At 69.5% G+C, this 12,309-nt stretch carries 9 protein-coding genes; 2 read left to right on the top strand and 7 right to left on the bottom strand.

Going from position 1 to position 12,309, the window contains the following annotated elements; genetic code table 11:
• Positions 1–25: 25 nt before the first annotated feature.
• Genes DAT35_RS61205 through DAT35_RS35930 form a run of 3 tightly spaced genes read right to left on the bottom strand, consistent with a single transcriptional unit; the run spans position 26 to position 2,232 of the window.
• Positions 26–481 (bottom strand): hypothetical protein, encoded by a 456-nt coding sequence (locus DAT35_RS61205; protein WP_233261925.1) that lies wholly within the window; start codon positions 479–481, stop codon positions 26–28.
• Between the two features lie 27 nt (positions 482–508).
• A complete protein-coding gene (locus tag DAT35_RS58410) occupies positions 509–1,300 on the bottom strand; it encodes a hypothetical protein (protein WP_146210038.1) in 792 nt (263 codons plus the stop codon).
• Entirely contained in the window at positions 1,300–2,232 is a 933-nt protein-coding gene (locus DAT35_RS35930) for a serine/threonine-protein kinase (protein ID WP_108073775.1), read from the bottom strand. Before DAT35_RS35930 ends, DAT35_RS58410 begins: the two co-directional genes overlap by 1 nt.
• Before the next feature lie 30 nt (positions 2,233–2,262).
• Between DAT35_RS35930 and DAT35_RS35925 the strand changes: the two genes are divergently transcribed.
• Complete coding sequence (locus DAT35_RS35925) at positions 2,263–3,597, top strand: sigma 54-interacting transcriptional regulator (RefSeq protein WP_108073774.1); 1,335 nt, start codon at positions 2,263–2,265, stop codon at positions 3,595–3,597.
• Here the strand turns inward: DAT35_RS35925 and DAT35_RS35920 are convergent, their stop codons facing one another.
• Together DAT35_RS35920 and DAT35_RS35915 are read right to left on the bottom strand one after the other, a co-directional pair.
• Positions 3,598–5,505 (bottom strand): hypothetical protein, encoded by a 1,908-nt coding sequence (locus tag DAT35_RS35920; RefSeq protein WP_108073773.1) that lies wholly within the window; start codon positions 5,503–5,505, stop codon positions 3,598–3,600.
• A 177-nt stretch (positions 5,506–5,682) separates the two neighbouring features.
• Complete coding sequence (locus DAT35_RS35915) at positions 5,683–6,423, bottom strand: PP2C family serine/threonine-protein phosphatase (RefSeq protein ID WP_108073772.1); 741 nt, start codon at positions 6,421–6,423, stop codon at positions 5,683–5,685.
• A gap of 189 nt (positions 6,424–6,612) precedes the next feature.
• Between DAT35_RS35915 and DAT35_RS35910 the strand changes: the two genes are divergently transcribed.
• Positions 6,613–9,951, top strand: a complete 3,339-nt coding sequence (locus tag DAT35_RS35910; protein ID WP_108073771.1) for a hypothetical protein — start codon at positions 6,613–6,615, stop codon at positions 9,949–9,951.
• Here the strand turns inward: DAT35_RS35910 and DAT35_RS35905 are convergent.
• A complete protein-coding gene (locus DAT35_RS35905) occupies positions 9,935–10,978 on the bottom strand; it encodes a serine/threonine-protein kinase (RefSeq protein ID WP_233261924.1) in 1,044 nt (347 codons plus the stop codon). The genes DAT35_RS35910 and DAT35_RS35905 overlap by 17 nt on opposite strands.
• 27 nt (positions 10,979–11,005) lie before the next feature.
• A complete protein-coding gene (locus DAT35_RS35900; RefSeq protein WP_108073770.1) occupies positions 11,006–12,193 on the bottom strand; it encodes a hypothetical protein in 1,188 nt (395 codons plus the stop codon).
• Positions 12,194–12,309 lie beyond the last annotated feature (116 nt).

The raw sequence follows: 12,309 nt of genomic DNA, 5'->3' as shown, positions 1-12,309 counted from the left end.
CCCTGCTTCCGCTGGGGGCGTTCCCCTACGGCATGTAAGGGTAGCGAGCGAGGACTCGGCCCTGTGGCGATACGGCGTACAACTCGAACCAGTCGAACTCGAGATTGAAACCAGGGGCCCAACCGCACCTATCCGCACGCCGGTCGATGCGGACGAAATACAACCCGCCCTCTTGCCCGATGACCACATCCATGGACTCGGCCGAGTACTCGCAGGTACCTGCATATTCCTTGGGGACGCGTGACAGCACCCGCTGCAGCGCCGCATTCGCGGCCAGAACAGCAGGTCCGTCCAACGTGGCCAGTGGACGCAGATTCTCGGGCCAACGAATGGAATCCGCAGTGTTGGGTGGAGGCGCGATGATGCCCGCATCCGCAGTCCCTGCGTCTACGCCTGAAGCACTGGAGTCAGGCTGGAGAGCAACCGTCCCACCGTCGATCGAAAGCAAAACGAGTGGAATGAAGTGATAAGGCTTCAACATGGAGCCACTCCAAGGAGAGACCATCTTCTAATTCAATTCAGGAGAGCACTTCGGCGGGGGCAGGATGGAACTGAGTGCACCAGGCTTCTGAGGAGTGCAGATCGCCTGAAATTCCCAATCCCGCTGGCCTTCATTCCATTTGAAGACTTCCCCCACGGAATTCCATTTGTAAAAACGAGGCTCGCCAACACGACCCGTAGCGAGCCACCCCCACGCCGGAATCAACTGTCCTCGGGAATCAAGGGCAGGCTTTCCATTTGGAGCCACGGCGTACTCCACCATCATCCACCTCCCCTCACCCGCCTTCATCACAGGAAAGACTCTCAAGTCCGGGCTGCTCATGCTGGTTCCACAGGGATGATTGTGGGCAAAGCCGAATATCGGCAACCCACTCCCGAAGTCCTTGTCCTCGACCCCTCCGAGAGGCGGATTGCAGGAACCAAGCTGTCCGGTCATGTTTCGAATGGGCCACGACACGCGCCAGTCCTCCGGTGTCCTATAGAACGCGACACAATACTCGGTCGCATCAGGGCGTGGACGCCCCGTATTCGGGTCGCAGGCATCCGCCGCACCTGGCAGGGCCATCAAGGAACTGAGGGCTGGTATCACCAGGTCGTTTGGAACGCTGGCCGCATCCGAATAAACCGAGGGAACGTCTCTTGCCTCCCAAGGCCCGGGCGCCACCACCAGCTTTGGCATGCCCTCCAATCGGGGCAGCTCGCTGTCCAAAAAGTAGAGCCGGTGGCTCATGCACCCTGAAAACAGAATGAGCACGGGCAGCACGCACTTCCGCAAGTAGCTGGCGAGGGCATCCCTCATCACGTGTCCTCCAGTACTGTCTCCGCGATGGAGCCGCGAGCCTGCACAGCCTGAAGCCCAGCATACACCCACCGGGCCAGCTCCGGAGGTCCGGCCTCGGGACGCGAACGGCGCGGCAGCGAGAGCATCCGGCGCAGCTCTCCAGCCGAGCCCGGCCTGTCCTCCGGCCTCCGCGCCAGACACGCCCGGAGCACCGGGCGGAGGTCCTCGTCCACGTCCGAGAGCGGCCCTACTTCCGCCTCGCGGATGCGCTCCATCGTCTCGAACGGCGTCTCCCCGTCGAAAGGCCGGCGCCCGGTGAGCAGTTCATGCAACGTGGTGCCCAGGGAGAAGAGATCACTCGCGGGGCCCAGCGCGCCTCCGCGCACCTGCTCGGGGGACATGTACGCGTACGTTCCCTTGCGCACTCCGGAACGCGTCTGCTCTCGCAGCAGTGTGGCCTTGGCGATGCCGAAGTCCGCCAGCTTCACCTCTCCCAGCCGGGACACCAGCACGTTGGACGGTGTGACGTCCCGGTGCACCAGCCCAAGCGGCCGGCCCGCCTCGTCCTCCAGCCCATGCACCGCCGCGAGCGCCAGTGCGAGCTCATCCGCCACGAAGAGCGCCAGCGGCGCCCCGGGCAGGCCTCGCGCCAGGAGGCTCGCCAGGTCCGCGCCCTCCACGTAGTCCAGCCTCACGTAGTACGCGCCGTCCGCGAATCCCAGGTCGTGCACCCCCACGAGGTTGCGGTGGCTCAGCCTCGCCCCCAGCCGGCCCTCCTCGAGGAACATGCGCTCGTACGTGGGATTGCCCTGGTGCTCGGGCCGGAGCACCTTGAGCACCACGCGCTTCTCGAAGCCACTGGCGCCAAAGGCCAGCGCGAGAAACACCTCGGCCATTCCCCCCGCGCCAAGCCGGCGCACGAGGCGGTAGGGACCCAGCTGTCGCGGCAACTCCCTCACCCGCCCTAGACTAGCGCACCCGTGTCCGAGACCGTCCTCACCACCCAGCTCGAATCCTCCGGCAACACCTCCCCCCGGCGCTGCCAGCTCGTCGTCGTCGACGGGCCCGATGCCGGGCGCGCGGTGGCGCTCGGGGTGAAACCCGTGCGGGTGGGCACCCGCGAGGGGTGCGCCCTGCGGCTGAGCGACCCGCGGGTCTCGGGCGAGCACTTGGAGGTGCAGGCCGAGGGCACGGGCTTCCTCGTCCGGGACCTGGGCAGCCGCAATGGCACGCTCTACGAGGGCTCGCGGATTGGCGAGGTGCGGGTGCTCGTGGGAGCCACCCTCAAGGTAGGGCGGAGCTTCCTGCGCATCCAGGCCGAGGGGCAGCCGTGGGAGGTGGCCCCGAGCCAAGCGAGGCGCTTCGGAGAGCTGGTGGGCGAGAGCCTGGCCATGCGCGAACTGTTCGCGGTGCTGGAGCACGTGGCGCCCACGGACACGACGGTGCTCATCCAGGGGGAGACTGGGACGGGCAAGGAGGTGGTGGCACGCTCCCTCCACGAGGCGAGTGCGCGGCGCAAGGGGCCCTTCGTCGCGGTGGACTGTGGCGCGCTGCCGGAGGGGCTGGTGGAGAGCGAGCTCTTCGGCCACGTGCGCGGAGCCTTCACGGGGGCACTGGCGGCCCGCTCGGGCGCTTTCGTGAGGGCGAATGGGGGCACGCTCTTCCTGGACGAGCTGGCGGGCATTCCGCCCTCGGTGCAGGCGCGGCTGTTGCGCGTGCTGGAGGAGCGCCGGGTGCGCCCGGTGGGAGGCGACGCAGAGCAGGCCGTGGACGTGCGGGTGGTGGCGGCCTCGCGGGTCGACCTCTCGCTGGCGGTGGCCGAGGGCTCGTTCCGGCCGGACCTCTACTACCGGCTGGCGGTGGTGACGCTTCCCCTCCCCCCGCTGCGGCAGCGCCGCGAGGATCTGCCGTTGCTGGTGGCGGAGCTGCTGCGCCGCAGGGGCCTGGAGCCCGGCTCCATCCGGGGCCCGGGCCTGGAGCTGCTGTCGGGTCACGACTGGCCGGGCAACGTGCGGGAGCTGCGCAACGTGCTGGAGCGGGCGTTGGTGCTCTCGCCCCGGGCACACGGTTTCGAGGAGCTGCGCCTGTCACTCCAGCCCCAAGGCTCGGGGCCGGAGGTACCGTTGCGCACGGACCTGCCCTTCGCCGAGGCAAAGCAGGCCCTGGTGGATGCCTTCGAGCGGCACTACCTGCGCGACGTGCTGGCGCGCGCGGGCGGAAACCTCTCCGAGGCCGCGCGCCAGGCCGGCGTGGATCGCAAACACCTGCGCACCCTGGCCCGGCGCCACGGCCTGCTCCCCGAGGAGCCCGAGTAATCAGTCGATGAAGGCGCCGCCGATGTTGATGTTCGGCTGGCCCTCGCGACCATCGGCCCGCGCGACGCCCGCGTTGATCAGACCGAACATGGCCGTGAGCTCCTGCGGATCAGCGCCCTTCAGGCTCTCGTCGGAGAAGAACGGATCCCACGCCCCCTCGATGACGGCGCCGGACAGCTTCTTGACGTCGCCCTTCTCCTTGTCGCCGTTGCCGATGAACTGGTCAGCCAACCAGTTGAACACCGTGTCCACGCTGGCGCGGTCGCCGCTGCCGCTCTTGATCAGATCGTAGGCGCTGGACGCCGGGCTCTTGTCGATGGCCGTCTCCACGAGGCTGCCCAGGACGTCCACCACCGCCCGCTTCTGCGCGTACTCGTCGCCGATGCTGTCCATCGCGCTCTGCGAGCCCTGGTAGAGCGCCCCGAGCACGAAGCCCATGTTGCGGGCCAGCTCGTTGCCACCGTTCTGCATGAAGGCCGTGTCGCCCTTGTGCGCGGCCAGCTGGTCCACGATGCCCTGCTCGTTGCCCACGCCCAGGTACTTCTGCAGCGCTCCCGTCACGATGCCGCGCGTGCTTTCGTCCTGGAAGGCCACGTGGTCGAAGAACTTCGACATCGCCTGGGCCTCCCGGTCGTAGCGCGGGCTTCCCGTGTTGGCCGACTCGCCCACGATGTACTCGGTGTCCGCCGCGAACATGTTCGCCAGCGCGGCGTGGGTACCCGGGCTGTCGGAGAAGAACTCCCCATCCACCGCCTTGGAGACGGCCTGGAAGGTCTCCACGCGGAAGTTCTTCGCGTTCTCCGAGTTCTGGAAGTTGGCCGGGTTGAGGCGGGCCACATCCATCAAGAACTCGTTCACGCCCGCCTGCACGTCCTGCTGGAACTTGTACCCCGCGTCGAGGTCCGGCGTCTCCAGGTACTCGGACGTCGTCAGCTTGGACAGGAACTCGGTGCGCTGCGCGTCATCCAGGTTGACGATGGGCTCGATCCCGCCCGTCGCGGCGTTGTTCACCGAGCCCAGCACCCACGCCACCGCACGCGCCTCCTCGGGCGAGAGCGAGCTCGGATCCTTCTTGAACTCGTCAATGTACTTGTTGGCGAAGTCCGTCTTCATCTGGTCGTTGCCAGAGCGGGCGACGAGCCACGCCGCCGTGGAGACGCCAGGGGCCTCCGTCTCCTGCTGGCCTCCCTGGATGCGGTCCATGGCCTGTGTCACCGCGGCCTTGCCCGGCGAGCCCGCGGGCAGCGAATAGAGGGTGCCCATCAGCTTGGCCATGCTCTCCGCGCTCGCGCGAGTCTCGTCGCTGGCCCTGGGATCGCTGGCCGCACGGACGGCGTTCGACAGGGACTTGCCCAGCGTCTCGGGCCCCACGGCCTCGGCCACCTTGCCCAGATCCGCTGGAGGGAAGGCCTCCGCCGCGGCGGGCAGGATGCTCTGGGCGAGACTGGCGCCATCCCCGCGCTCGCGCACGTTCTTCATCATCTCGGCCACGCGATCCGGGCCGAGCGCCTGCATCAATTCCTGGCGGAACTTGATGTCTTCCGGGCTGTTGGAGCCGTGATCGGCCAGCGCGAGGGAGAGCCCGTACGCCTGGGTCTCCGGAGTGAACTTGTTGATCTCATCGATGGCCGCCTTCACCTCGGGAGACTGCGTGCCCTTCGTTGCGCCCTGGGGGACGATGCCCCGGGTCTGCTGGAACGCCTGAACGGTGTTGCCACTCAGCTTGGAGTTCCCCGCCTTCGTCACGGACGTGTCAAATCCGTCCTGGCGGAGCTGCTTCTGGAGCGTGGTCGGCCCGGTCTTCTTCTCGAACTTGGAGACCTCGACCTTCTGCTCCGTCTTTCTTTCGACCTGCTTGTTCTCGAGAGACTTCACGGACTTCGACGGGCCATCAATCCGGCTAGCCATGGCGGAAGTTCCTTCATTCAGGAGGCAGCGAGGCCTCTCAGTGGATGGGCGAATCCCCCCGACGGCTACGGCGCCCAAATCCATCAGGAGATTTCCCGTGGATTATCGGAGCCTCATCCATTGGGGTTTCGCCCATCCACCTTGGCCGGGTGCGTCATTCCCCACGGCATCCGCGACTCATGAGACGCCCACCACGATCGCGGTGATGTTGTCGGTGCCGCCCGCCGCATAGGCATCCTGCACCAACCCCTCGGCCACCCCGAGCACGCTCCCCCGCCCCAACCGCGCGGCGAGCCGCTCCAGCCCGAGCGGCTCGTACAGCCCATCCGAGCACAGCAGGTACACATCCCCCGCTCGCACCTCGAGCCGCCGCACGGTGGGCTCCGCGTTCTCCGTCCCCAGCGCGCGGGTGATGATGTGTCCGTAGGGGCTCTCGCGGCGCGAGGGCACCTCGCCGCCGGCCTCGCGCATCTCCTCGAGCACCGAGTGGTCGCGGGTCAGCGCCTCCAACCGACCCTCCCGCAGCCGGTAGAGCCGGCTATCACCCACGTGCGCCACGGCCCCGCTCCGGGCACCCAGGGCCAGCGCCACCACGGTCGAGCCCATCTCACGCAGCTGCCCCACGCGGCGCGTGAGCACGGCCCGCTGGGCGAGCAGCGTGCAGTTGACGAGCAGCTCCTCCTCACGGCTGTAGCCCGGCCGGAGGTTGTGGGGCCAGGTGGCTTCGGGATCTCGGGTCACCCGCTCGCAGAAGCCCGAGAAGGTGTCCACCACGCAACGGCTGGCCACCTCACCGCCCTCGTATCCGCCGAGTCCGTCGGCCACGACGAACAGGCCCAGGTCCGCTCGGGCCGTCCAGGAGTCCTCGTTGTGGGAGCGGCGTCCCACGTGCGTCCATCCCGCGCTGTCGATTCGCATCGGTTGTTCCTCCTGGCCTGGGACAGGAGCAAGGGAAGGGCCGCCGCCAACCCCGCGAAAGGACATGGACGCCTGGGGTCTCCCGTCCCCAGATTCCCAGCCGGGGAGTCCACACACTGGAGACTCCAGACCCCACCGGCCGTCAGGGCGTGCTCTGGTCTAACGTCACCGGCGCCCAGAGGAGCACCCATGCAGGTACCGTCGCGTGAAGCGCTGCTGTCGAAGTTGGACTCGATGGGCTACGGAGCCCGCATCGCGTGGGCCGCCACGCTGGGACGCGACAGCCGGGGCAACCCCGCGCTGACACAGCTCATGGCCGAGCTCCTGTCCGGAGATGCCTACGAGGCGTGCCTGGCGCTCGAGCTCGCCCAAGGCGCGCGCGACGAGGCCCCGCTGCTGCGAGGCCTCACCCACCCGTCCAGTCTCGTGCGCGGCCGGGCCGCCGCCTTCGCCGGAAGCTTCATCCAGGACGACGCGGCGCTCGAGCGGGCCCTGCCCGAGCTGGCGCCCTTCGTCCGCCGCCGCCTCCTCAAGGGCGTGGCGCTCGCCCGGAGGAGCGCGCTCGCGGCCCGGCTGCTTCCCCTCGTCCTCTCCCGCCACGGTGACGCCGAAGCCGCCCTGCTCCTCCCCGCCCTCGAGGTGGAGACGGTGCGCCGGCTGCTCCCCGAGCTCGAGCACGCGCTGCGCTCCTGGGACACGCTGGTGCACCGCTACCCGGACGAGGTGCTGGCCTATATCCGCTCGTGCCTCGCCGACGCGCCTGAGCGCGAGCGCGCCACCCGATTCTCCTTCTACCGCGCTCCGCTCACCGAGCTGACGCTCCGCCAGGGTGAGGCCGTGCTGGTGCTCGTGCGCGACTTCTGCCCGCCGGACACGCTGCCGCTCTTCGTGACAGAGACCCTTCCCCGGCTCACGCGGCGCCACCCCGAGCAGGTCTTCGCGCTCCTCACCCGCCCAGCCTTCCGAGCCAGACTCCTCTCCCAGGGGCTCTCCAACGGGCTGCTACGCCAGGCCAAGGCCTTCTCCCAGAGCCAGCGGCTCGCCCTCGCGAGGACCCTGGCGGAGGCCCCGCAACACCTCGCCCTCTTCCTGGAGGCCCTGCCCCCCTCCGAGCGCCCCGCTCTCTTCGCCCACGCCTTCGAGGGCACCACGCCGCGAGTCCTCCCCGAGGCCCTGCTCGCCGTGCTCCCCTACGAGCTGCGTGACACCGTTGCCGCACGGCAGCTCGGCCTGCGCGAGGTGCAGGAAAACAGGGACCTGCAGCTCGCGATGCACGCGCTGCGCACCATCGAGCACGCACGCGAGCCCCTCCAGAAGGCCGCCTTCGCCAGCAAGGCCGAGGACCGGGCCCGGGCGCTCGCGCTGCTCGTGTCCAGCACCGGCCTGTCCCGCCGCGGCCTCACGGAGACGCTCGCGTACCTCTCCCGGCTGAAGAACGAGCAGGACCCGGTGCGCCTCGCGGCCCTGACCGAGCTCGCGCAGGTGCCCCCGTCCATCGTCGCGCCCGAGCACATCCCCGCCCTCGAGACCCTGGTGACGTACGTCGTCGAGGCGCGGGACACCTCGCGCGGCACACAGATGGCGCTGCAGGAGCTGGCCTTCCGGCTCATCCGCGCCCACGCCACCGCGCCCGAGGGCCCCCTCTTCCGCTTCGCCCTCGACACGCTCAAGCGGCTGGCCGGCCAGTCCGGCACGCTCGTCCTGCCCTCGCTGGAGCGGGACCTGCCGCGCGGCGCCGAGCACCACCTCTTCGCGGCCCTGCTCCCGATGATCCGCTCGGCCAGCCAGCGCGAGAGCTACGGGCTCATCCTCACGCTCACCCAGGCACTCGGACGGCGCGCGTGGAACGTGGACATGCTCCAGGCCATGCTCGAGCCCATCACCGAGGCCACGCCCGACTGGCTCGCGCAGACGGCCATCCAGCTGTGGCTCGCCCCGCCGCGCACTCGGGACGTCCGGGTGCGCAAGCTGCTCGACCGGGACGAGAGCATCGGCACCTTCCCCTTCGTCTTCGAGCACCTCCACCGGCGCCGGCAGGAGTGGTTGGATCCCTATCTCCAAGGGCGGCGCCTGAAAGGGCGCTTCACCTCGGGAAAGACGGGTTGGGTGCCCCAGGTCCGGAGCGGCTTCCACCGGTGGCTGCCGCGCCAGCAGCGGCGGTTCCTCGACCTGCTCCTGCGCATCGCCCGGGACACCGAGCGCAGCGCCTGGGAGCGGATGAGCGTGGTGTCCATCCTCCCCCGCATGCAGGTGGTGGCGGTGGACACCCTCACGCCCTTCCTCGGCTCGAAGGATGTGCCCATCGTGGAGGCCGCGCTCGGCGCCTTCGCGTGGCTGGATCAGCCCGAGCCCGCCCTGCCCCTGCTGCTGGAGCACCTCGACGGGGACCGCGCCCGGGTAGCCATGTACGCGGTGCCCCGGGTGGCGAAGCTCGTCTCCCCCGACACGCTCTCCACGGCGCTCGGTGCACTGCTCTCGCGCGAGAAGCTGAAGGTGACGGTGCACAAGGAAGCGTTGCGGCTGCTCGGCACCTTCCGCTCGGCGCGCAGCGTAGCCCTGCTCCGCCAGCAGTGGGACAAACCGCAGCTCCACCGGGACGTGCGCATCGCCGTGGGCCATGCCGCGCGCCAGTTGCTCGACGACCCGGCCGCCTGGGAGCTGCTGGAGGCCATGGCCCAGAGCCCGGACGCCTATGTGGCCGCGAGCCTCCTCGACCAACACCCGGGAATGCTCCCTCCCGAGGCACGCCCCCGCTACGCGGCGCTCGTCCTCCAGGTGTCCCGCCACCCGGAGCTCACCGTGCGCCGGCAGGCCTTCACGGCTCTGCCCGGTTGGTCCGCGGGTGTGGAGGAGCTGGTGGCGCGAGAAGCGGCAGGGCGTGTGCTGGACTTCTCCGGCGGCGCCGAGTGGCGCGAGGCCTCGAAGGCGCTGGTGGAAGCGACGCGGGAGGGCAAGTCCTTCGGGCAGGTGGTGGTCTGCCTGGAGACGCTCGTGTCCTCCCCCGTCCCCGAGTCCCAGGACGCCCGGCCCGAGCGGGACAACCCGGCGCGCCAGCGGCTGAAGACGCTCTGCCAGGAGTTGCTGTCCCTGCCGAGACCGGTGCGCATCGCCCTGCGGACGCACCTGGACGAAGCGGCGCGGGTGCTCGCGCGGGACGTCTCGCTGTGGCCCGAGAGCGCCGCGCTCCGGCTCTCGTGTCTCGAGTGGCGCGATGCGGGGAGCGCCATGGCGGGTGTGCTCGAGCTGGCGGCGGAGGTGCGCGAGGAGCCTCTCTTCGCCCCGGCCCTCGCGACGGCCGTGGCCGACTCGGTGGGAGACCCGCTCGCAGAGTGGACCCCCGAGGCCCTGCTGGAGACCGCGGATGGGGTGGCCTCCGAGGCCCCGCTCGCATCGGTGGCACTCGTCTCCGCAGCAGGGCAACGGCTCCACTGGCGCGCGGACGCGGCCCGCTGGCTGCGAGTCCTGCGCCAGCACCCGAGCGCCGCCGTCCGCGCGGCCGCCTTCGCCACCGTCACCGCGAACGAGTAGTCCCCGCCCCGGACGTTGCCCTCGGAGGCAGGACGAGGGGCCACAACCTGGCCAGGTCAGCGCGCAGCGCGGCGGCACCCGGGTAACGCTGCTCGGGATGCTTGCGCATCAACTTCAGCACCATGCGCTCGAAGGGCTCGGGCAGGTTCGGGTTGAGTGTGCGCGGCGGCGTGGGCGGCTGCTGCACGTGCAGGAACATGAGCGGCACCGGCTGCGGATGGTTGAAGGGAAGCTGCCCGGTGAGAAGCTCATACGCCACCACGCCCAACGAGTAGAGATCGGACGCGGGCGACATGGGGTGCGCGCCGGAGATCTGCTCGGGAGCCATGTACTCGGGAGTGCCGAGCACCGCGCCATGCGCCGTCACGCCGGCCACGTGCGAGCTCTTGGCGAGCCCGAAGTCCATCAGCTTGAGGATGCCGGGCTTCGTGAGGAAGAGGTTGCCTGGCTTGACGTCGCGGTGCAGCACGCCGCGCTCGTGGGCGAACTCCAGCGCGGCCGCCGCGTGCGTGAGCCACCGGAGAGCCTCCGCGAGCGTCGGCCGGGGGCCCAGCAGGCGGCGCTTGAGATCCATGCCCACCAGCAGCTCCGTGGTGAGGAAGTGCCGATCCCCATCCACCCCCACGTCGTGGACACGCAGGATGTTGGGATGCTCCAACCCCCGTGCGTGCTCCACCTCCAGGCGGAAGCGGGCAATCTGCGCGGCGTCCGCGCCCGGGATGGCGAGCACCTTGAGCGCCAGATGCGTGCCAGTGGTGAGATCCGTCACCTCGTGCACCATGGCGCTGCCACCGGAGCCCAGCCAGCGCTCCACCCGGTAGCGCCCGGCCACCACCTGCCCTGGGACGAGCCCACGGACGTCCGGGTGGCCCTGCTCGCCCCCCGGATGATCGCTGCTTCCCAGCAACAACGTGCGCGCCGGCCCGCTCCCCCGCGAGCGGTCCGAGGCAGCCGGTGCCGGAGGCGCCGCCGCGTGCTCCTCGGGGTTCAGGTACGAGACATCACTGTCGGGCTCCTCGTGCGTCACGGCCGCCTCCCGTCCTCGCCCACGGCGCTAGCCGCCGAGCAGCGACACGTTCGCGGCCAGGCCATTGCCCTCGATGTCGAGGTGCGGCGTGGGCAGGTTGTACTCGGCGGCGGCCGTCGTGGCCTCCATCATGATGGGGCCCGCGATCTCCGGTGGCTCGCCGAGGCACAGCAGCGACACCACGTGCTCCACCGTCCAGCGCCCCAGCCGTTGGATGGACACCCGGCCGTTCTGGACGCGGGCGGTCTCCGCCAGCTCCGTGCTGCCCATCAGCTTCTCGTCCACCGAGCCGCCCAGGTAGCCGCGCGCCAGCGTCAGCACCCGCTCCAGCACCGCGTTCCACGCCTGGAGGTACGAGCGGTCCTGGGCCTCGTCCATGATGTCCAGGCCCACCGGCAGCTTCTCCATCCGCTCCAGGAAGGTCTGGACGAGCGGCCCGCGGATGAGGCGTCCGTGCTGGGGCGCGAGGATCTCCACCGCGGGCTCCAACTGGCGGATGGCGGCCACCACGCGCTGAAGCGCCAGGTTCACCGGCATGTAGATTTGATGGAAGGCGCGGATGCCATTCCAGTCGGACTCATCCGCCCACAGGCCCTGCGCGTTGACGTCCGTGATGCCCCCGAACAGGTCTCCGGTGAAGAGCACCCGCGTCTCGGGGTCGTAGAGCATCACCGCGCCACGGAAGTGGCAGAAGGGCGAGGGCACCGGCAGCAGCCGGTGGCCGGTGGGCACGTTGATTCCATGGCTGAACTTCTCCGTGGCGATGAAGCGGCCGCGCGGCAGGTTCTGGTGGACGATGAGCCGCCAGGTGTCCTCGGAGCAGAGGATGCCGGCCTTGGGCGCGTAGCGCGCGGAGATGATGCTCGCCGACGAGCCCACGTCCGGATCCTGGTGGTTGATGAAGAGGGAGCTCAGCCGATCCAACCCACCGATGAGCGACGTCACCTTGGTGGACACCGCGGCGAAGTCACTGCTCGAGCCCGGGTCGATGAGCAGGTTGAACTCGTTGGGCCGGCCCGACTTCACATCGCTCCCCCGGAAGCGGCGCAGGTACGGGTTGGAGAAGAAGATGGAGCCCGGCTCGCGCTTACCCACCCAGAAGGTGTCCGGAGCGATCTCCACGGGGATGAGCCTCAAGTCGGTCGTCTGGCTGTCGGACGGACGAGGGCTGCTCGGAGGCGTGTTTCGATTTGGGAACGACTGGACGCTGCTCATTTCGAGTGCTCGAGGCTGGGGGGACCCTTGGGGAAGGGAACGGGAACATCCCCCCGCGTAGCAATGCGTGGGCCGAGCGCTCCTGCACTCCAGGCCCCCGCCATCACCCGGGAAGC

It is taken from the genome of Vitiosangium sp. GDMCC 1.1324 (genome assembly GCF_003044305.1).
Classification (GTDB): domain Bacteria; phylum Myxococcota; class Myxococcia; order Myxococcales; family Myxococcaceae; genus Archangium.
This window is presented reverse-complemented; position numbering and strand designations above follow the sequence as displayed.

Bases quoted from the DNA above. Each gene is read 5' to 3' on its own strand.
- DAT35_RS35900 (WP_108073770.1), bottom strand. From the start codon at position 12,193: ATGAGCAGCGTCCAGTCGTTCCCAAATCGAAACACGCCTCCGAGCAGC.
- DAT35_RS35910 (WP_108073771.1), top strand. From the start codon at position 6,613: ATGCAGGTACCGTCGCGTGAAGCGCTGCTGTCGAAGTTGGACTCGATG.
- DAT35_RS35920 (WP_108073773.1), bottom strand. From the start codon at position 5,505: ATGGCTAGCCGGATTGATGGCCCGTCGAAGTCCGTGAAGTCTCTCGAG.
- DAT35_RS58410 (WP_146210038.1), bottom strand. From the start codon at position 1,300: ATGAGGGATGCCCTCGCCAGCTACTTGCGGAAGTGCGTGCTGCCCGTG.
- DAT35_RS61205 (WP_233261925.1), bottom strand. From the start codon at position 481: ATGTTGAAGCCTTATCACTTCATTCCACTCGTTTTGCTTTCGATCGAC.
- DAT35_RS35915 (WP_108073772.1), bottom strand. From the start codon at position 6,423: ATGCGAATCGACAGCGCGGGATGGACGCACGTGGGACGCCGCTCCCAC.